The sequence below is a fragment of the Streptomyces echinatus genome (assembly GCF_014203595.1).
GTDB classification, from domain to species: Bacteria; Actinomycetota; Actinomycetes; order Streptomycetales; family Streptomycetaceae; genus Streptomyces; species Streptomyces echinatus.
The window spans coordinates 21,519-39,799 of record NZ_JACHJK010000013.1 but is presented as its reverse complement, the minus strand read 5'-3'; the positions used below and the strand labels follow the sequence as shown (position 1 = coordinate 39,799).

Sequence of the window (18,281 nt, the reverse complement as noted above, 5' to 3'; positions counted from 1 at the left end):
CGACGGCGACGGCTCAGTGACCCGGCGGGCGGCCGCCGCTGCCGGTGAGCGGGGCGGCCTCCAGGCCCGTCGACGCGGTGTCGATGATGTCGTCCAGGACGTCACGCGAGCGGACCAGGTCGGCGATCAACCGGTCGAGACGTTCACGTTCGGCGGTGAGCTCGTCGACCAGCCGGGGGGTCGCGCTGTCACTCGGTGAGCCGTCACCGTCCCGCATGCAGGGGAGCAGCTGCGCGATCTTCTTGCTGTTCAGGCCCGCGGCGTACAGGGCCTGGATGCGGATGACCCGGTCGACGGCCCACTCGCCGTAGTCGCGGTGGCCACCCGGGGTGCGCTCGGCGCTGAGCAGACCCTGCGCCTCGTAGTAGCGCAGCGACCGCTCGCTCACCCCGCTGCGCCGGGCCAGTTCACCGATCCGCATCTCCCACCCGACCCCTCCACGCGAGGACTTGAATCTGACGCCGGTGTCAACTTCTAGCGTAGCGGTCGAGGAACATCGAGTCGTTTACGGAGGAAGCAGCGATGAGTGACCTGACCGGCAAGGTGGCGCTGGTGACCGGCGGCAGCCGCGGTATCGGGGCGGCGATCGCGAAGCGGCTGGCCGACGCGGGCGCAGCGGTCGCGCTGACCTACGTCCAGGCCGAGGACCAGGCGCGCGAGGTCGCCAAGCGGATCGAGGCGGACGGCGGCAGGGCCGCGGTCGTCCGGGCCGACCTGACCCGTCCCGACGACGCGGCGGAGGCCGTGGAGCAGACGGTGCGGGAGCTGGGCGGCATCGACATCCTGGTGAACAACGCCGGCTTCCTCTCCTACGGTCCGCTGGACGAGGTGACCGTCGAGCACCTGGACCAGGTGCTCGCCGTGGACGTCCGCTCGGTGTTCCTGGCCGCCCAGGCCGCCGCCCGCCACATGGGGGACGGCGGCCGGATCATCAGCGTCGGCTCATGCTTCAACGGGCGTGTCCCCGCCGGGAACTTCGTCCTCCAGGCGACGGCCAAGACCGCGCTCATCGGGCTGACCAAGGGCCTCGCCCGGGAGCTGGGACCGCGCGGGATCACCGCCACCGTCGTGGACCCCGGGCCGATCGACACCGACATGAACCCGGCCGACGGCGACTCCGCCGACTGGCAGCGCTCCCTCACCGCCCTCGGACGCTACGGAGAGGCCGAGGACATCGCCGCCGCGGTGGCCTATCTGGCGGGTCCGGGCGGCCGTTACATCACCGGCACCGCCCTCGCCGTCGACGGTGGGTACACCGCCTGACCTCACCCCCCGAAGTCGCCCCGTCGACCGGGTGAAACGGCCCGCCGCATTCCGCGGCGGGCCGTTTCGGCTTGCCGGACGGGGGACGAAGCCGTTTCCGGAATTCATTCCGAGCCTGAATTATTCGCACGGCTTGCCCGGCGTGACATTCCCTGACAGCCCTTGACACAGCTCTGACAGAGGGCGCAGGGCTTCTTTGCAGAGCGTCGCGCAGCATGTTCGAGGCAGCGTAAATCCAGCGCGGAGCCCGCGAAAAGCAGGCTCCCGGCAAGGAGGGAACGCAATGGCTGATCCGGAGAACGACGGGAGCCTTCCGGGGCTTCCCCAGCTGTCCGACGCGACCCTGCGCGACTCCGCCCACATGGGAGGCGTCGAATTCGGCCCCAAGGACGCCGCGGTCATCGCGGACCTGCTGGTGCGCACCGGGATCGACCTGGTCGAGGTGGGCATGGTGTCCGGCCCGGACTCCAAGGACGCCGACCTGGTCCTCGCCACGCACGAGGCGATCGGCCCCGAGCGCAGCATGACGCTCCTGGTGGTGCGCGACCGCGAGCAGGTCGCGAAGGCCCTCGACGAGGCCGAGCGGCTGGGCGTGCGGCACATCATGTACTCCATCCCGACCTCCGAGCAGCACGCCGGGCTGAAGCTGGGCTCGCCGAGCGCGAAGTTCCTCCAGGTGCTGGCGCGTTCGGCCATCTCGCAGGCGAAGGACCGCGGCTTCCACGTCACCTTCAGCGGCGAGGACGGCGCCCGCACCCCCAAGGAGCGGCTGATTCCCTACGTCGCCGCCGGCTTCGAGGCCGGGGCCGACCGGTTCCGGCTCGCGGAGACCGTCGCCTACCTGTCGCCCTGGCAGATGGAGGAGGTGATCTCCGGGCTCACCGCGATCGACGGTTCCGAGATCGAGATCCACTCGCACAACATGCTCGGCATGGCCGTCGCCAACTCCCTGGCCGCCGTCCGCGCGGGAGCGCGCTGGATCTCGGCGACCGTCGGCGGCATCGGCGAGCGGGGCGGCAACGCGCCCCTGGCCGAGCTGCTCACCTCGCTGCGCGTCATCCACGGCGACACCCGGTTCGACCTGACCCACCTCACGGAGCTGTCCCGGGCCGCCCTCCGGGGCGCCGGCCTCGGCGACGCCTTCCAGTCCGGCCCGACGACCCCGCACGCCTTCGCCTACGAGCTGCCGGGCCAGCTCAGCAACCCGGAGGCGTACGAGACGCTGCCGGCCGAGCTGGTCGGCAACAGCCGTGAGCTGCGCGTCCGTACCCGGCTCACCCCGGCGCTCGTCAAGTGGGCGCTCGCCGGCTCGGACATCGCCGTGGACGTCGAGGCGTTCACCGCCTGGCTGATCGAACGCCAGGAGCTCGCCGGACGCCCGGTGCTGGACCAGGAGGCGGTCCGCAAGGCCGCCATCGACTTCCAGGCCGCCTGAGCACGATCCCGCACCGGGACCGTCCCCGCACCTCGTCCTTACCGCACCGGGACCGTCCCCGCACCTCCTTCTTCATTCCGCACCCGCCGTATTCATCACCTGATCGGAGTCGTTCCATGAGCACCGCTGTCCTCACCGGCTCGTGCCCCGAGTGCGAGACCGACCTGACCGTGCCCGAGATGGTCGTGGGCGAGACCCTGTCCTGCCCCGAGTGCATGCTCACGCTGCGGATCGAGGGCATCGAGAACGGCCGGCTGGGCCTGCAGATGGTCGAGGTCCAGCTGCGCGACTGGGGCCAGTGACATGGCCGGCCGCGTAGCAGTCGTCGCCGACCGCGTCGGCTGGGAGGAACGCCGGCTGATCGAGACCGGCCCGGACCTCGGCGTGCGTTTCGACTGGGTCAACGACGAGTCCCTGTGCGCCGGTCACCGGGACGCCGAGTCGCTCAAGGGCTACGACGCCGTCATGGTGCGCAGCCGCAGCTACACCCGGGGCGGCCTGATCGCCACCCTCGCCGAGGCCGACGGCTTCCGGGTCCTCAACTCCGCCCAGGCGATCCACTCCTGCGAGAACAAGCTCGTCCTGCGCGCCGTGCTGCGCGAGGCCGGGGTTCCCGTCCCGGACTTCCGGCTCGCCCTGTCCCGCAAGGACTTCGAGCGCGCGCTCGGCGAACTGGGCGTCCCCGTCGTGCTCAAGCCGGTCTACGGCGGCATGGGCAAGCGCGTCACCCTGGTCCGCGACTCCGACCTGGCGCAGTCCGTGTACGACTACGTCGAGGACCTCGGACACGCCTTCGAGCAGGCCTGCCTGGTGGAGCCCTACCTCGGCGGCGGCTCGATCCGCTGCCTGGTCGTCGGCCGGGACATCGTCGCCGCCGCCGAGTTCGAGAGCGCGGGCACCGACTGGCGCAGCAACGCGGCCCTGGGCAGCCAGAGCCGGGCGCTGGCGCACGACCCCGAGGTGCAGAAGATCGTGGACGGTGTCGTCGACCGCCTCGGCAGCGGCATCTACGGCGTCGACCTGTTCAAGACCGGATCCGGCTACCTCGTCAACGAGGTCAACCACGCCCCCGCCTGGCGCGGAGTGGCATCGACGACCGGGACCGACATCGCGTCGGTCGTCGTCCGTTACGTCCAGGAGACTCTCGAATGATCCGTGTGGGAATCGTCGGCGCGTCCGGACTCGCCGGCGGCGAACTCATCCGACTGGTCAGCCAGCACCCGGAGCTGGAACTCACTTTCCTGGGCGGCGACTCCAGCGCCGGCCGCCGGCCCGCCGAACTGCACCCGGGCCTCCGCCTCGACCTGGGCCTGACCGTCGAGCCCGTCACGGCCGACCGGGTGGCCGAGAAGTGCGACGTGGTGTTCCTGGCCACGCCCGCCCCGGTGTCCGCGCGGCTCGCCGCCGAGCTGGCCGACCGCGTGCCGTGCGTGACCGACCTCAGCGGCGCCTTCCGCATCCGCACCCCCGAGCTCCACCGGCGCTGGTACGCCAAGGCCGAGCGCGCCACCGAACTGGCGGACCGGTTCGTCTACGGCGTACCCGAACTCGTCGGCGACCAGCTGGTGGACGCCGCGCTGATCTCGGTGCCCGGCTGCTACGCCACCGCCATCACCCTCGGCCTCGCCCCGCTGACCCTCGGTCTCGGCCTGCATCTGCGCACGGTCGTGGTGGACGGCAAGAGCGGCTCCAGCGGCGGCGGCCTGCAACTGCGCGTGCCGGACCTGCACCCGCTGCGCAACGGCGCCATCGCGCCCTACGCCCCCACCGGGCACCGGCACGCCGCCGAGGTCGGCGACTTCCTCCGGCGCAGCAAGCCGGGCAGCGTCGGTTCCCTGGCCATGTCGGCGTACGGGGTGTCGCACGTGCGCGGACTGCTCGCCAGCTCCTACGTGTACACCGACGACCCGGTCGACCAGCGGACGCTCCAGCGCGCGTACTTCCGGTTCTACAAGGAGCACCCCTTCGTCCGGGTGCGCCGGCACGACGAGACGCTGATCCCGGTGCCCGATCCGCAGGCCGTGCTCGGCTCCAACTACTGCGACGTGACCGCCATGCACGACCCGGACGGGGGCCGCATCGTCGTCCTCGCCGCCCTGGACAACCTGGTCAAGGGCGCCGCCGGGCAGGCCGTGCAGGCCGTCAACAAGCGGTTCCGGCTGCCCGAGGAGACGGGCCTGACCATGCAGCCGGTGATGCCCGCATGACCGGCATCCAGCACGCCCCGACCGTGGTCAAGCTCGGCGGGAGCTGCCTGGCCGACCTCGACGGTTCCTGGTGGGACGACCTCGCCCGGCACGGCCGGGAACGCCCGCTGGTCCTCGTGCACGGCTGGTCCAAGCCGCTGAAGGCGCTCAGCCCCCGCTACAGCGAGCCGTCGGCGATCCTGCGCGACCGCTACGGCAACCAGAGCCGCTGGACCACACCCGAGGTCATCGCCGACATCAAGACCGTCAGCGCCGACCTGGGCGCGGAGGTCCTGCGCCGGCTGGAGCGGCGTGACATCACCGCGGAGCGGCTGCTCGGCAGCGACGGCCTGGTCGCCGCCGGCGAGGGCGAGCGCTGGTGGTGGAAGGACAAGCGACTGGTCGAACTGGAGAACCTCGTCGGCCCCATCACCGGGGTGGACCCGGCGCCGCTGGCGAAGCTCAGGCCCGGCCACGCCCACCTGGTCACGCCCCTGGCCCGCGACAGCGCGGGCCGGGAGGTCAACACCGACGCCGACCGGGCCGCCGCCGCCATCGCCGGGGCCACCGGCGCCACCGACCTGATCCTCGTCACCGACGTCGCGCACCTGCTGATCGACGGCCAACCGGTGCGCGAGATCACCGCGGAGGCGGCGGCCGAGTTCCGCGACAAGGGCGCCACCGGAGGCATGCGCAAGAAGCTGCGCGCCGCCGGCGAGGCCCTGGACCGGGGCGTGGAGCGGGTCGTCATCGGCAGCGCACCCGTCTCGGACCTGCTCGCCGCCCGCACCGGCACCGTCATCACCCGAACCTGAGGAGCACAACCGTGGCGAAAACTCGTGTGCTGGTCGTCAACAACAAGACACTGTCGCTGCCTCAGCTCCGGGGCCGTTTCGAGACGCTGGGCTCGGACACCGACACCGTCGACGCGGCCTCCGTACCGTCCCGGCTCGACGGCCGCTACCAGGCGATCGTCCTCAGCGGCACCAAGGTGCGCGCCTACGACCAGGACTACTACAAGCCGCTCGTCGACCTCGTCATGACCTCCGACGTCCCGGTCTTCGGGATCTGCGGCGGCATGCAGATCCTCGCCGTCGCCGCCGGGGGCCGGCTGGCGGAGGGCCCCCAGCGGGTCGGCGGCTACGAGGTCCAGGTCGACAAGGACGAGCCGCTCTTCACCCATGTGAAGCCGACGGTGACGGTGTTCCACCGGCACACCCTCTACCTCCGCGAGGCGCCGGAGGGCTTCCGCTCCATCGGCCGCTCCGAACACGCCCCCGTGGAGTTCCTGCGCTCCGACGACGGCCGCATCCACGGCTCGCAGGCCCACCTGGAGTTCCGCGGCGACGGCCTGGAGATCCTCCGCGGCTTCGCCCAGCTCTACCAGTGAGCGGACTCTCGCGGACCGTCACCCACTTCGACGACTGGAGTACTTGGCAATGAGTGATGCAGAGAACACACAGGATCCCGCGCTCGTCGTCCACCTGAACGGCAGCGGCGGCACCATCAGGAGCTGGGTGGTCATCGACACGCTGGTCGACGGCCTGGCGATGGGCGGCGTCCGGATGACCCCCGGCGTCACCGTGGAGGAAGTCGCGGGCCTGGCCCGCGACATGACCCAGAAGTTCACCCTGGCGGGCCTGCGCATCGGCGGCGCCAAGGGCGGCATCGTCTCCGACGGTGGCGACCGCGAGCAGACCTTCCGCACCTTCGGACGCACCGTCAAGCCGCTGCTGCATGGCGGCATCCACCTCGGCATCGACATGGGCGTCACCCCCGCCGACCGGGCCGTGTTCTTCGACGAGGCCGGCTACGACCCGCGGTACCGCCCGGGGGCCCCGGACATGCCCGTCGACTGGCGCACCTACTACGAGCCGCTCATCGACGTCACCGGGCACGGCGTCGGCGTCGCCGCGGTCACCGCGCTGGAGGCGAGCGGCCGCGGCGAGGCCGCCCGGGTCGTGGTGCAGGGCTTCGGCGCCGTGGGCCGCGCCGTCGCGCGGTTCCTGGAGGACCGCGGCCATGTCGTCGTGGGCGTCGCCGACGTGCAGGGCACCATCAGCGCCGACCGGCTGCCGGTCGCCGAACTCATCGCCGTCACGGACGAGTTCGGCCGCATCGACCGCTCCCGGCTGCCGCAGCACGTCACCACCACCAGCACGCCGGACGCCTGGCTCGACATCGACGCCGACGTGCTGGTCCTCGCCGCCCAGAAGCACGCGCTGAACGCCGAGAACGCCCACCGGCTGCGCGCCGGCCTGGTCGTCGAGGGCGCCAACCTCGCCTCCGACGCCGAGGCGCGGGAGAAGGCGCGGGCGGCCGGCGCCACGCTGGTACCGGGTGTCATCGCCAACATCGGCGGGGCCGGCGCCGCCGCCCTCGCCGTCACCCGGGTCGTCCCCTTCGAACTGGCCGCCGACGCCCGCAAGGCGTGGGTCTTCGACTGGATCGGCGACCGGGTACGGGAGAACACCCGGGCCCTGCTGGAGATCGCCGCCGCGCGCGCCGGCGACCCGCTGCCCGAACTGCTCGATGTCCGACGTGGAGAACTCCGATGACGACCGGCTACGCCCCGGCCGCGGCCCCGGCCGCGGTGCCCGCCCCCGACCGCGCGGCCGAGTACCGGTCGTGCGGCTGGTGGCGGGACGAGACCTTCCTCGACGACCTGCGCCGGCAGGCCCGGATACGCCCGCGCAAGCTGGCCGTCGCCGGCCGCCGCCTCGACGAGGCCCGCACCGACACCCTCGACTACGCCGAACTCTCCCTGCTGACGGACCGGTTCGCCGGCGCCCTGCTGGAACTGGGCGTGCGGCGCGGGGACGTCGTCGCGGTCCAGCTGCCCAACCGGTGGGAGATGGTGCCGCTGATGTACGCCTGTATGGCCGTCGGCGCCGTCATCTGCCCCATCGCGCCGGAGTGCCAGGAGGCCGAACTGAGCCACCGCCTCCAGCTCACCGGCGCCCGGGTGTGCGTCACCCTCGCCGAGTGGCAGGACCACCCGCTCGCCGCGAGCATCACCGCGCTGCGGCCCCAACTGGCAGTGGAACACGTGGTCGTGGTCGGCGGCCGGGGCCCCGAGGGCACCGTCGACTTCCACGACCACTTCGTCGCGGTGCCCTGGGAGGAGGAGCACCTCGACGACCTGGAGGGCCGCGAACTCGGTCCCGACGAACCGTTCGTGATCCTCTTCACCTCCGGTACGACCGGCTTCTCCAAGGGCGTCGTGCACAGCCAGAACACCGTCCACTCGGGCGTGCGGGGCTACGTCGACACCTTCCTGCTCCGCGACGACCTGGTGGCGGTCGTCACCACGCCGCTGGTGCACTACTCGGGGTTCGGCCAGGGCATCCTCGCGGGGGTGATGCTCGGCGGAACCGTCGCCTTCCAGGACGGGCGCAACCACACCAGCCTGCTCGACCTGGCCGAGCGGTACGGGGCCACGCTGCTGTACGGGCCGCCGGCGACGCTCTTCGGGGTGGCCGCGGCCCAGCGCGCCGACCGGCACGAGGTGCCCAGCCTGCGCCACACCGTCACCGGGGCGGCGCCGGTCCTCCAGGAGCTGGTGGACGAGCTGCGCGACACGTTCGACACCACCACCTACTCGGTGTGGGGCATGTCCGAGTTCGGGCCCATCACCATCAGCCGGCTGGACTACGACCAGGACTGGTCCGCGCACAGCCACGGCCGGCCCATCGACGCGATGCAGATCCGCATCGACCTGTGCGACAACCCGGACAAGCGGGCCGAGGTGGGCAGGCTGCGGGTACGGGGCGCGTCCCGGGCCCTCGGCTACTTCCGCAACCAGGACGCCTTCGACGCCGAGCTGACCGCCGACGGCTGGTTCGACACCGGGGACGTGGCGCGTGCGGACGGCCGCGGCGGCATCCGGGTGCTGGGCCGGGCCAAGGACGCGATCCTGCGTGACGGGGCCGTGGTCCCCATGGCGGAGCTGGAGGCGATCCTCGCCGCGCACCCGAAGATCGCCGAGGCGACGCTGGTGGGCCCGCACGGACGGACCGACGACCCGGTCGTGGCCGTCGTCGTACCGCGCGGCGGCGCCCGGCCCACGCTCCGGGAGATCCGCGAGCACCTGCGGGAACGCGGCCAGGACCCGCGCTTCCTGCCGGACCGGCTGGACCTCGTGGACACCCTGCCCAAGACCCTGACGGGCAAGGTCAGGAAGGCCGAACTCCGCCGACGCCTCGGCGGAGACTGAGCCCCCTCGCCGCCCATGCGCCCGCCACGGCCGTCCGAGCCGTGGCGGGCACAGCCGTACCCGCACCCCGGCGACGCCTGGCCGAGTGCCCTTCGCCTTCCCGTCCCGCCGGGGGTCTCCTTCCTGGGGTGTTCCTCCACCGGGCGCGCGACCCTCGCCGCCGTCACCGGCCGCCGCCGTGACGCCCGGCCGGACGCTTTCCCCCCCGGTGCCCGGTGCCCGGTGCCTTGCCGCTCGGTACGCGCCCGGCGCCCGCCGGTGTCCGGCACGTGCGCACACGACAGCGCGGCGGCACCGCCCCGGGGCGGTGCCGCCGCGCTCTTGTACGGGTCCGGTCCGCTACGCCGGTTCGGACTCCGGCCGCGGGAAACCGTGCTGTTCGGGGGCCGCGGCTCCGTACCGGACCTCGTTCGCCAGCACGACGCCGTGGCTGGACACGTCGAGGACCATGCGGTCGCCGTTCTCGATCCGGAAACCGTCGTGATAGGTGGCCTTGTCGGCGCCCAGGAAGAGGTAGTTGACCAGGCCCGGCCGGCGCAGCAGCGGATGCCGGAACAGGTAGTCGGCCATGTCCGGGATCCGGTGGAACAGGGAGTCGGCGCCGCACGAGAAGTCGCCCCGCCACGCCTGGCCGCCGTCGCGTTCGATGGTGACGGTGCCCGTCACCGTCTCCGGCGGGGTGCCGAGGAACAGCCAGGGCGCGATGGACGTCTCGCACAGCTTGGCGTACGGCGTCCACGCCCACGGGTTCTTCAGGTGGAGGCCGATGTCGTTCAGGTCGTTGCCGAAGGTGTACCCGGCGTAGTGCGGGACGCCCTGCTCGTCGTTGGCGTACACCAGCACGACCTCGGGCTCCTCCAGCAGCCAGACCGGGTCGGACTGGGTGGTCAGCGGCTCGTCAGGCAACCGCAGCCACGAACCGAAGCCCTTGATGTAGTAGTTCGGCGGGGTGAACTCCTCGTCGGGCTCCGGGGCGCGGTCGAACTTGGATCGATGAGTCCCCATGAAGCCGTTGACCAGCGAGTTGTTGGAGGCGGTCGGCAGCAGCGGGGGGAGGAACCTCAGGCCGGGGTCGCCGAGCGCCACCTCGATGCGCTCGCCGTCCCCGGGCAGGGCGGCGCCCAGGTCCTCGGGACCCCGGCCGGCGACGAGGGCCGCCCGCAACTGTCCGTCGGCCACCGGGAACAGGGTGAGGGTGCTGCCGGTCGCCGGAATGCCGTGGCCCGCGTACCGGCGGCCCTGGTACTCGCACTCGAAGATGATGGACATGGCTGTCAGGGGTCTCCTCAGGAATCGGCGGATGTTTCGGTGGGTGCGCGGCGGGGGTCCGTCGCCCCGGGCGGCCCGTCAGCTCGGGCCGGCCGGACGCCGGGCAGGGAAGCCGTGCGCGCGGGCCGCGAGCACGACGGCGAGGACGGGGACCAGGAGGATCAGCACGGTCCAGGGGAAGGCGTCGGCGCCGACGCCGTCGAGGAGGAGGCCGCCGGCGACGCCTCCGGCGGCCATCGCGACGTTCCACAGGGTCACCAGGATGGCCTGGGCGGCGTCGGCCGACTCGCCTCCGGCCTGACCGGCGGCGGTCTGCAGCAGGGTCGGCACCCCGCCCCAGCCCAGCCCCCACAGGGCGACGGCGACGTACACCAGGGCGTCGGTGCCGGAGAAGACGCCCATGACGGCGACGGCGACGGCCACCAGCAGGGTGGCGGCGACGGTCAGGGTGCGCAGGTGGGCGTGGATGCAGGTGCCGACGGCCCAGATGCTGACCAGGCAGGCGACGCCGAAGACGAGCAGGGCCGCGTCCACCTGGCCGCCCATGCCGGCGTGGTCGAGGAAGGCGGCGATGTAGGCGTAGAGGATCGTGTGGGCCAGGACGAAGACCAGGGTGACGACCAGCACCGGCGTCACACCGGGCACGCGCAGGGTGCCGCGCACGGGGATCGTGCCCGCGGTGCGCCGGCCCGGGTGGTCGGGCGCGACCACCGTGATCCACCCCAGCAGCACCACGGTCAGGGCGGTCATGGCGAGGAAGGCGGCCTGCCAGGACACCACCCGGCCGAGAAAGGCGCCGGCCGGGACACCCAGGGACAGGGCGACGGGGATGCCGGCCATGGCGATGGCCATGGCCCGGCCCTCCTGGTGGGGCGCCACCATACGGCGGGCGTAGCCGGCCAGCAGGGCCCAGGCCAGCCCGGCGGCGACGCCCGCGACGAACCGGGCGACCAGGGTGAGCGGGTAGTTGACCGAGAGCGCGGTGACGGTGTTGGCGACGGCGAAGCCGGCCATGGTGGTCAGCAGCAGGCGCTTGCGGTCCCACCCGGCGGTGGCCGCGGACAGCGGGATGGCCGTGAGCACCGTCCCGAGCGCGTAGACGGTCACCGTCTGCCCGGTGGCCGACTCGCCGGTGTGCAGACTGGCGCTCATGTCGGGCAGCAGTCCGGCGGGCAGGGTCTCGGTGAGGCTGGTGATGAACACCGCGACGGCCAGCGCGAGCAGGGCCGCCAGCGGCAGCTTGGGGTCCGCGGCGGACGTCGCGTCGGACGGCGGGAGCGAAGGGGCGGCGGTGCCGGTGGACGGCTCGGCGCTTGTCATGACGATGCTGAACCTTCGGTGTGAGGGTCGGGCCGGACGGGGAGGGCGGATCAGGAGCCGGTGACCGGGGAACCGGTGAGATCGGCCAGCGCGGCGCCGATCTGCTCCAGGTTCCGGCGGATCCACGGCAGTTCGAGCGGGTCAGGGGCCGCGAGCGCGGTGGTGCGCTGCTCGTCGTCCTCGCCGTACAGGCGGCTGGTCGCGGCCCGGATCCGCAGCGGGTCGCCGGGCTCGCCGAAGGCGCCGGCCGGGAGCACCCCGATGCCGTGCCGCTCGCCGAGGAACCGCACCAGTCCCTCGCCGCCGTGCACGTCGTGGGTGTGGGCCAGCCGGTCCCGCAGCGGCCCGAAGTCCGGGTAGAGGTAGCAGGTGGCGCGCACCGGAGCGAGGTCCGCCCCGGCGCCGGTGAAGCGGCCGGCGACGGCCCGCACCACCCTCTCGTGCAGCGCGCGGCAGGCCGCGACGTGCGCGGCGATCTCCGGTGGCTCGCCGAACGCGTACGCCGCCGCGGCCTGCACGGGCGCCGGCGGGCTGGACCAGATCTGGCTCGCGACCGGGACGAGGCGGCCGTGCAGAGAACGTCCCGTATCGCTGTCGGGCAGCCTGGCCACTCCGGTGCGCCAGCCTCCGACCGCCAGGTTCTTGGTGAGCCCGGTGGTGACGACGGTGCGTTCCGGGGCGTGCCGGGCCGGGGACTCGGCGGGCACCGAGGTGTCCCAGACGAGGTCGCAGTAGATCTCGTCGGAGACGATCACGAGGTCGAGTTCCCGTGCCGCGTCCGCGAGGCGGCGTACCGTGCCGGGCGAGGCGACGGTGCCCGTCGGGTTGTCCGGGAGCGTCACCACCACGCACCGGGGATCCCGGCCGGCGGCCCGCGCCGCGGCCACGGCGGTGCGCAGCCGTTCCGGGTCGGGCACCCCGCCCTGGCCCGGAGCGGTCGCCACGGGGACGGGGTGCGCGCCCGCGAGCCGGGCCTGAGCGGCGTAGCTGACCCAACCGGGTACGGGTACGACCACGTCCCCGCCGATGGCGAGCAGCAGCGCGAACAACAGGGGTTTGCTGCCCGGTCCGGCGACGACGAGTCCCGGATCGGTCCCGAGGCCGCGCCGGCCCCAGTACCCGGCGGCCGAGGCGCGCAGCGCGTGGCTTCCGGGCACGGGCCCGTAGGCGTTGAGGCCCGCCGCGGCGGCGAGTCGCCGGCGCAGCGCGGGAAGCACGGGCAGCCCGATCTCCCCGCCGGCCATGGGCAGGACCTGCTCCCCGGCCCGACGCCTGCGGGCCAGGACCTCGTCGGCGGCCAGGGTGGCCGACATGGGAACGGGCGGGGCACCGGTCATGGCTGTCACTGGCCCCAGTCGCGCAGCTGGACCTCGACCATCTCCAGGGTCAGCGCGCCGTCCTCGACGCCCTCGACGCGGAGGGTGAGCATGCACTCGGGGCAGGACAGGGTCTCGCCCTGGACGACCGGCGGCACGGTCAGTTCGGTCTCGCACTCGGGGCAGGCGCCGGTGAGGGTGGCGCTGGACATGGGCCGACTCCGTTCGCTGGGGTTCGGGATGCGGTCCCCTACTTTCCACCGGAATACGGGAACGAGTAAGTGCCGTGCCGTCAAATGTCTGTAGGGGATTGTCAAGGAATGTCAAGACGGAAAGGAGTTGCAAGAATGGCGTGCTGCCGCGTCAAGGTGCGTGTAATACGCCCGCCGATGCCGCCCACGCCCTCTAATCTGCGGCCATGGACATTTTCCCGCTGCCCCGTCTCGGCCTTGTCGTTCCTCCCGAAAACCCCATAGCCGAGCCGGAGTTCCACCGTCTGATCGGCTCCGAGATGAATGTGTACACCTCCCGTTTCCCGCTGACCCCGGGAATGGGAGTGAAGGAGACGATGGAGAGCTACAACGAGGTGCTGCCGGAAACGCTGGCCGCCTTCGGGCGTATGCGTCTGGACGCTGCCGTGGTGGCGTGCAACGCCTCGCACTACCTGCTGAATCCACAGGGCGACCGCGCCTTCGTCGCCGAACTGTCGGAACGTCTCGGCTTTCCCGTCCAGTCGTCCACGCAGGCGATCCTCGCCGTGTGCGAGGAGTTCGGGACGACCCGCCTGACGCTCGTCTCGCCGTACTGGCCGTGGCTCACGGAGACCTCCCGCTCCTTCTGGGAGCAGGCCGGCCTCAAGGTCGACACCGTCGTCCTCGCCCCGGCCGTGCCGGGCCGGGCGGCAGAGGAGCACGAGTTCGACCCCTACCGCGTGACGACCAGGACGCTCCTGACGCAGGTACGCGAGGCCGGTCTGCCGGACGAAGGGGTCGTGCTGTTCACCGGCACCGGCATGGGCACGCTCACCGCCCTGGCCGAACTCGACCGGGAGTTCGGCCGGAGCACGCTCCTGACGTCGAATCTCGCCTCGGCCTGGTGGGCGAGGCGCACGGTGGGGGCAGCCGGCGCCGAGGTGCATCCCCTCCTGGAACGGCTGGAGCGCGGTGCGGGGCGCTGAGCCCCGCCCCGCGGCGAGGCCTCGCCGGCACCCGTTGCGCCTCGTCGCGCGACCGGCCTTCCCCTCTTCCTGAACCGCACCATCCCGATCCGCACCCCACCCGCAAGGAGACGCCGTGGCCACCCTCAGCCGAACGCAGCCGTCCGATTCCCTCGTGGCCGTGGTGAGCGGCGGCGCGTCCGGAATCGGCGCGGCCGCCGCCGCCGCGCTCATCGCCCGGGGCGTGCGCGTCGCCGCCCTGGACCTCGACTCCGGTCAGGTCGCCGCCCCCGCCGTCGGTATCGCCTGCGACGTCTCCGACGACGCCTCCGTGCGCGCCGCCGTCGACGAGGTCGTCGCGCGCTTCGGCCGCATCGACATCGTCGTCAACAACGCCGGCATCGCCGCCCAGGGCGACGTCAGCGCAAACGACGACGACGAATGGCGGCGTGTGCTGGACGTTAACGTCATCGGTATGGTGCGCCTGGCCCGTGCGGCCCTGCCCCACCTGCGCAAGTCGCCCGCCGCCGCGATCGTCAACACCTGCTCCAGCTTCGCCCTGACCGGGGTGCCGCGGCGGGTGCTCTACTCGACGTCCAAGGGTGCCGTCCACGCCATGACGCTGGCGATGGCCGCCGACCACGTCCGGGAGGGCATCCGGGTCAACGCCGTGGCCCCCGGTGCCGTCGACACGCCCTGGATCCAGCGCATGCTGGCGCGGACGCCCGACCCGGAGGCGGCGCGGGACGCGCTGAACGACCGTCATCCCCTGGGCCGTACGGCGCGGCCCGAGGAGGTCGGCGAGGCCATCGCCTATCTGGCCACGCCGGCGTCCTCCGCCACCACCGGCACGGTCCTCTCCGTCGACGGCGGCATACACACCTTGCGCCTGTAGGCCGCCGGCTCACCCGGCACGGCTTCCGGCAACTGTGCTTCCACGAACCCGGGTTCACGGTGCGGAGGGGAAGGGCGGCGGCCGGACGGCTCCTGCGGGCCGACGGAGTCCACCGCCGGCGCGAGCCGTGGCCGGCCGCCCGCGGGCTCAGGCCACGGCCGGGTGCGTGGTCACCGCGCACTCGAAGGCGAGCTCGCCGTCCTGTTCGACGGTCACGCGGACGCGGCCGTCGCCGAGCGACTCGGCCGTGACCCAGGACGGGGCGTCCAGCTCCGCGTACCGGTGAAAGGCCGCGTCGATGCCCGTGGCGAGGACCGGCGCCGGGCCGAGGTGGTGCTGGGCCGCCTGGCGGGCCGCCTCCAGGAGCAGCATGCCGGGAGCGTGGTCGTTCGGGTGGTCGAAGATGATCGGATGCAGGGTGTGCACCCGCAGCTGCCAGCGGCCGTCGTCGCCGCGGGGCGAGAGCACCACGTCGTGCGGGCGGTCCCGGCCGACGAGTTCGGGACGCAGCGGCGGCGGCATCTCGACCGCGTCGGCCATCGCCTGCCCGGCGTCCGCGTAGGCGCCGCGCAGCCGCCGGTACAGCGCCCCGCTGTGTGAACTGAACGTGGTCGACGCGGTGGCGAGGGGGAGCCCGTCACACGTGGCGGTCACCTCCATCCGCAGCCCGCGCAGCACGCCGCCCCGCTGCTCGATGTCCGAGCAGCGGATGCGCAGTTCGAGCTCGGCGGGCACGGTCCCGGCGCGCAGTGCCCCCGGTTCGAGAGAGACCCGCAGGTCGCGCCATATCTGCTTGTGGTCCATGGGGGCGCCGTAGACGGCGTGGGACAGCAGCGGGACGGTCTGCCGCAGCGTCTCGCTGAACAGCAACGGGTCGTGGAAGCCCGCGGCGGGGCCGTAGAACGAGTGGGCCCGCGGCCACTGGGCCGTCACGGTGCAGGTGTTCGCGTCGGTCTGCCGCCACCCGGTGAGGAACACCTCGGTGACCGCCGCGCGGTGGACGTACTCCTTGGGAACGGTCGTCGTCAATGTGGTCAGTCCCACGGGTGTCGTAGCGGGCAGTGCCGCCCGGAAGTCCCTGACCATGCTGTCGATGGGCGCAAACGTAGTCATGTGCCTCTCCCCCTGGGCAGTTGATGACGGTGAGCTGCCGGAACACGGGCCGAGCCGGAGCGGGCTCGGATGGAGCGCTGAACGAGTGAGCGGTGCGCGACGGGCAGCATCGTACGGACTGACCGGTTTTTTTTCCAGCCTTCCTTGACTCGGCGGCGGACGCGTGCCTTACGCCCTCCCGCACACCCCCACGGGCCCTGGGCGGCAGTGCCGCCCCGCACGGAACGGACCCGGCCGGTTCCCTCCGAATGTGCGCCGTCCCACCCCGACTCCGCAAGTTCGCATGGCAATTGCTACAACTTTACGAAGCTCCGCACGGCCTTCCGTTTCCTCCGCCTCGCCGCGTCCGGTGGCCCGGAACGAGGCCGTGGCGCGAGGCCGACGGCCGATTCCGCGAGGGCACCCGATGTGATCTTGCGGACACTCCGCGCGGGCGAGACGTCCCGGTGACCGAGACGTCGAACCATGGTCCATGGACTATTCGGCGGGGAGCGTGTGAAGATCTGGACCGGTCATCAGGTTTACCGGTCGCCGTCCGCGTCTCGCGCGCGGCGACCGTCCGAAGGGGAGAGGACATCCATGACCGAGCAGCTCGGCAGGATCCGCATGGCCGCGCTCAACATCGACGGCGTCCTGCTGAACGACACGTTCAGCCCCGTCATCCACCACTTCGTGACCAGCCGGGGCGGCACGTACTCCGCCGATCTGGAGCGCCGGATCTTCTCCCAGCCGCAGGTGGTCGCGGGCCGGGTGCTCGCGGAGACGTGCGGGCTGTCGACCACCCCGATGGAGACGATCGCCCTCTACCTGCGGGAGCGGGAGAGCTATCTCGCGGACCACCCGGTGCGCATCCTCGACGGCGCCGTGGACCTGCTGCGCAGGCTCCGCGCGCTGGGGCTGCGGACCGTCTGCTACGGCGGGCTCGACGCCTCGCACTTCCAGCGGTTCCTGGGCCACCTGGACGGCCTGTTCGACGAGCCCCGGTACGTGTGCACCAACGACATCCGCCCCGGCCTGCGCGAGATCGCGGTCGACGTCGCCGGACTCGCCTGTGACGAGGTGCTGTTCATCGACGACGTGGCCCGGGTCGCCGAGGCGGCCAGGGAACTGGGCGTCCCCTTCGTCGGACACCCCAGCGACTTCGCGCACGGCCACCAGCGACAGCTCATGACGGAGGCCGGAGTCCGCCATCTCGTCGGCTCCCTCGACGAGATCGACGACCGGCTGCTGCGGACGATCGACGCAGAGACGGAGGCGGGCACGCTCTGGGACCGGGCGGCGGGGAAGGCCCTGGCATGACCTACGGCGCGGGGATGCTGGCCGGCCGGGTCATGCTGGTCACGGGTGCCAGCAGCGGCATCGGCGCGGCGACGGCCCGGGTGGCCGCGCGGCACGGTGCCGCCCTGGTGCTGATGGCCCGGCGCGCCCCGCGACTGGAGGAACTGGCCGCCGAGTTGAGGGACAAGGGCGCCGAAGTCGCCTGCTCCGGCGGCGACGTCACCCGCTCCGACGACGTGGAGCGGGCGGTGCGGCTCGCCGTCGACCGGTACGGCAGGCTCGACGCCGCGTTCAACAACGCCGGCACGACGACCGAACCGGCCCTCCTGCACGAGACGGACGACGCCGACTACGACACGGTGCTCGATGTGAACCTCCGTGGTGTCTGGCTCTGTATGAAACACGAGATCAGGGCCATGCTGGCGGCCGGTACGGGCGGCGCGATCGTCAACAACAGCAGTATCGCCGGGGTCCGTGCCACCTCGGCCGGGGCTCCCTACGTGGCCGCCAAGCACGCCGTGCTCGGCCTGACCAAGGCGGCCGCCGCGCAGTACGCGGAGCACGGCGTCCGGGTGAACGCGCTCGCCACCGGCCTGACCCGCTCGGAGATGTCCGAGAGCCTCTTCGCCCGGGACCCCGCGGCGGAGGAGCGGATGCGCCGCCGCAACCCTCAGGGCAGGGTGGCCGATCCGGAGGAGGTCGGCCAGGTCGCCGTGTGGCTCTGCAGCGACCAGGCCAGCTTTGTCACCGGTGCCACCATGGCCGTGGACGGGGGCGCCGGAGCGTGGTGACCTTCGGGTGCGAACACCCGGGGTCACCAGGCTTACAAGATTG

Annotated in this window: 19 protein-coding genes; 13 read left to right on the top strand and 6 right to left on the bottom strand. The window is 72.5% G+C overall.

Going from position 1 to position 18,281, the window contains the following annotated elements; genetic code table 11:
• Nucleotides 1-13: 13 nt before the first annotated feature.
• Complete coding sequence (locus FHS34_RS30545; protein WP_184971399.1) at nucleotides 14-421, bottom strand: MerR family transcriptional regulator; 408 nt, start codon at nucleotides 419-421, stop codon at nucleotides 14-16.
• A 101-nt stretch (nucleotides 422-522) separates the two neighbouring features.
• On the opposite strand from FHS34_RS30545, the gene FHS34_RS30540 reads away from it, so the two are divergent.
• The 9 genes from FHS34_RS30540 (at nucleotide 523) to FHS34_RS30500 (ending at nucleotide 9,100) form a co-directional block, all read left to right on the top strand.
• Nucleotides 523-1,263, top strand: coding sequence for an SDR family NAD(P)-dependent oxidoreductase (locus FHS34_RS30540; RefSeq protein ID WP_184971397.1), 741 nt, complete (start codon nucleotides 523-525; stop codon nucleotides 1,261-1,263).
• Between the two features lie 283 nt (nucleotides 1,264-1,546).
• A complete protein-coding gene (locus FHS34_RS30535; RefSeq protein WP_184971395.1) occupies nucleotides 1,547-2,698 on the top strand; it encodes a LeuA family protein in 1,152 nt (383 codons plus the stop codon).
• 116 nt (nucleotides 2,699-2,814) lie between these two features.
• Nucleotides 2,815-3,000: a lysine biosynthesis protein LysW gene (locus tag FHS34_RS30530; RefSeq protein WP_184971393.1), complete on the top strand. Its 186-nt coding sequence runs from the start codon at nucleotides 2,815-2,817 to the stop codon at nucleotides 2,998-3,000.
• A 1-nt stretch (nucleotide 3,001) separates the two neighbouring features.
• On the top strand, nucleotides 3,002-3,850 hold the full coding sequence (locus tag FHS34_RS30525) for an ATP-grasp domain-containing protein (RefSeq protein ID WP_184971391.1): 849 nt from the start codon (nucleotides 3,002-3,004) through the stop codon (nucleotides 3,848-3,850).
• Complete coding sequence (gene argC, locus FHS34_RS30520) at nucleotides 3,847-4,905, top strand: N-acetyl-gamma-glutamyl-phosphate reductase (protein WP_184971389.1); 1,059 nt, start codon at nucleotides 3,847-3,849, stop codon at nucleotides 4,903-4,905. Before FHS34_RS30525 ends, argC begins: the two co-directional genes overlap by 4 nt.
• Nucleotides 4,902-5,699 (top strand): amino acid kinase family protein, encoded by a 798-nt coding sequence (locus FHS34_RS30515; RefSeq protein ID WP_184971387.1) that lies wholly within the window; start codon nucleotides 4,902-4,904, stop codon nucleotides 5,697-5,699. The genes argC and FHS34_RS30515 overlap by 4 nt, the downstream gene beginning before the upstream one ends.
• Nucleotides 5,700-5,710: 11 nt before the next feature.
• On the top strand, nucleotides 5,711-6,274 hold the full coding sequence (locus FHS34_RS30510) for a type 1 glutamine amidotransferase (protein WP_184971385.1): 564 nt from the start codon (nucleotides 5,711-5,713) through the stop codon (nucleotides 6,272-6,274).
• Between the two features lie 49 nt (nucleotides 6,275-6,323).
• On the top strand, nucleotides 6,324-7,442 hold the full coding sequence (locus FHS34_RS30505; protein WP_184971382.1) for a Glu/Leu/Phe/Val dehydrogenase dimerization domain-containing protein: 1,119 nt from the start codon (nucleotides 6,324-6,326) through the stop codon (nucleotides 7,440-7,442).
• The gene (locus tag FHS34_RS30500) at nucleotides 7,439-9,100 is read left to right on the top strand and encodes an AMP-binding protein (protein ID WP_184971381.1); all 1,662 of its coding nucleotides are present in this window, start codon (nucleotides 7,439-7,441) and stop codon (nucleotides 9,098-9,100) included. The genes FHS34_RS30505 and FHS34_RS30500 overlap by 4 nt, the downstream gene beginning before the upstream one ends.
• A 339-nt stretch (nucleotides 9,101-9,439) precedes the next feature.
• Here the strand turns inward: FHS34_RS30500 and FHS34_RS30495 are convergent, their stop codons facing one another.
• The 4 genes from FHS34_RS30495 to FHS34_RS30480 all read right to left on the bottom strand — a co-directional run bounded on the left by FHS34_RS30495 (nucleotide 9,440) and on the right by FHS34_RS30480 (nucleotide 13,217).
• The gene (locus FHS34_RS30495; RefSeq protein WP_184971379.1) at nucleotides 9,440-10,369 is read right to left on the bottom strand and encodes a fumarylacetoacetate (FAA) hydrolase; all 930 of its coding nucleotides are present in this window, start codon (nucleotides 10,367-10,369) and stop codon (nucleotides 9,440-9,442) included.
• Between the two features lie 78 nt (nucleotides 10,370-10,447).
• Nucleotides 10,448-11,689, bottom strand: coding sequence for an MFS transporter (locus tag FHS34_RS30490; RefSeq protein WP_184971377.1), 1,242 nt, complete (start codon nucleotides 11,687-11,689; stop codon nucleotides 10,448-10,450).
• Between the two features lie 50 nt (nucleotides 11,690-11,739).
• Entirely contained in the window at nucleotides 11,740-13,026 is a 1,287-nt protein-coding gene (locus tag FHS34_RS30485; protein ID WP_225817689.1) for a pyridoxal phosphate-dependent aminotransferase, read from the bottom strand.
• Nucleotides 13,027-13,031: 5 nt separating this feature from the next.
• Nucleotides 13,032-13,217, bottom strand: coding sequence for a lysine biosynthesis protein LysW (locus FHS34_RS30480; protein ID WP_184971375.1), 186 nt, complete (start codon nucleotides 13,215-13,217; stop codon nucleotides 13,032-13,034).
• A 206-nt stretch (nucleotides 13,218-13,423) separates the two neighbouring features.
• On the opposite strand from FHS34_RS30480, the gene FHS34_RS30475 reads away from it, so the two are divergent.
• A complete protein-coding gene (locus FHS34_RS30475; RefSeq protein ID WP_184971373.1) occupies nucleotides 13,424-14,182 on the top strand; it encodes a maleate cis-trans isomerase family protein in 759 nt (252 codons plus the stop codon).
• Nucleotides 14,183-14,297: 115 nt separating this feature from the next.
• Nucleotides 14,298-15,056 carry an SDR family NAD(P)-dependent oxidoreductase gene (locus tag FHS34_RS30470; RefSeq protein WP_184971371.1) on the top strand — a complete coding sequence of 253 codons (759 nt, stop codon included), beginning with the start codon at nucleotides 14,298-14,300 and terminating at the stop codon, nucleotides 15,054-15,056.
• A gap of 147 nt (nucleotides 15,057-15,203) precedes the next feature.
• Here FHS34_RS30470 and FHS34_RS30465 read toward each other — a convergent pair whose 3' ends face one another.
• Nucleotides 15,204-16,169 carry a ScbA/BarX family gamma-butyrolactone biosynthesis protein gene (locus tag FHS34_RS30465; RefSeq protein ID WP_225817690.1) on the bottom strand — a complete coding sequence of 322 codons (966 nt, stop codon included), beginning with the start codon at nucleotides 16,167-16,169 and terminating at the stop codon, nucleotides 15,204-15,206.
• Between the two features lie 579 nt (nucleotides 16,170-16,748).
• Between FHS34_RS30465 and FHS34_RS30460 the strand changes: the two genes are divergently transcribed.
• Both FHS34_RS30460 and FHS34_RS30455 read left to right on the top strand, forming a co-directional pair.
• The gene (locus tag FHS34_RS30460; protein WP_184971349.1) at nucleotides 16,749-17,468 is read left to right on the top strand and encodes an HAD family phosphatase; all 720 of its coding nucleotides are present in this window, start codon (nucleotides 16,749-16,751) and stop codon (nucleotides 17,466-17,468) included.
• Nucleotides 17,465-18,238, top strand: coding sequence for an SDR family NAD(P)-dependent oxidoreductase (locus FHS34_RS30455; protein WP_184971348.1), 774 nt, complete (start codon nucleotides 17,465-17,467; stop codon nucleotides 18,236-18,238). The genes FHS34_RS30460 and FHS34_RS30455 overlap by 4 nt, the downstream gene beginning before the upstream one ends.
• Nucleotides 18,239-18,281 lie beyond the last annotated feature (43 nt).

Coding starts and splice junctions, on each gene's coding strand:
- FHS34_RS30515 (WP_184971387.1), top strand. CDS start 4,902: ATGACCGGCATCCAGCACGCCCCGACCGTGGTCAAGCTCGGCGGGAGC.
- argC (WP_184971389.1), top strand. CDS start 3,847: ATGATCCGTGTGGGAATCGTCGGCGCGTCCGGACTCGCCGGCGGCGAA.
- FHS34_RS30490 (WP_184971377.1), bottom strand. CDS start 11,689: ATGACAAGCGCCGAGCCGTCCACCGGCACCGCCGCCCCTTCGCTCCCG.
- FHS34_RS30460 (WP_184971349.1), top strand. CDS start 16,749: ATGACCGAGCAGCTCGGCAGGATCCGCATGGCCGCGCTCAACATCGAC.
- FHS34_RS30500 (WP_184971381.1), top strand. CDS start 7,439: ATGACGACCGGCTACGCCCCGGCCGCGGCCCCGGCCGCGGTGCCCGCC.
- FHS34_RS30455 (WP_184971348.1), top strand. CDS start 17,465: ATGACCTACGGCGCGGGGATGCTGGCCGGCCGGGTCATGCTGGTCACG.
- FHS34_RS30545 (WP_184971399.1), bottom strand. CDS start 421: ATGCGGATCGGTGAACTGGCCCGGCGCAGCGGGGTGAGCGAGCGGTCG.
- FHS34_RS30495 (WP_184971379.1), bottom strand. CDS start 10,369: ATGTCCATCATCTTCGAGTGCGAGTACCAGGGCCGCCGGTACGCGGGC.
- FHS34_RS30465 (WP_225817690.1), bottom strand. CDS start 16,169: ATGACTACGTTTGCGCCCATCGACAGCATGGTCAGGGACTTCCGGGCG.
- FHS34_RS30535 (WP_184971395.1), top strand. CDS start 1,547: ATGGCTGATCCGGAGAACGACGGGAGCCTTCCGGGGCTTCCCCAGCTG.
- FHS34_RS30485 (WP_225817689.1), bottom strand. CDS start 13,026: ATGACCGGTGCCCCGCCCGTTCCCATGTCGGCCACCCTGGCCGCCGAC.
- FHS34_RS30530 (WP_184971393.1), top strand. CDS start 2,815: ATGAGCACCGCTGTCCTCACCGGCTCGTGCCCCGAGTGCGAGACCGAC.
- FHS34_RS30475 (WP_184971373.1), top strand. CDS start 13,424: ATGGACATTTTCCCGCTGCCCCGTCTCGGCCTTGTCGTTCCTCCCGAA.
- FHS34_RS30480 (WP_184971375.1), bottom strand. CDS start 13,217: ATGTCCAGCGCCACCCTCACCGGCGCCTGCCCCGAGTGCGAGACCGAA.
- FHS34_RS30540 (WP_184971397.1), top strand. CDS start 523: ATGAGTGACCTGACCGGCAAGGTGGCGCTGGTGACCGGCGGCAGCCGC.
- FHS34_RS30505 (WP_184971382.1), top strand. CDS start 6,324: ATGAGTGATGCAGAGAACACACAGGATCCCGCGCTCGTCGTCCACCTG.
- FHS34_RS30525 (WP_184971391.1), top strand. CDS start 3,002: ATGGCCGGCCGCGTAGCAGTCGTCGCCGACCGCGTCGGCTGGGAGGAA.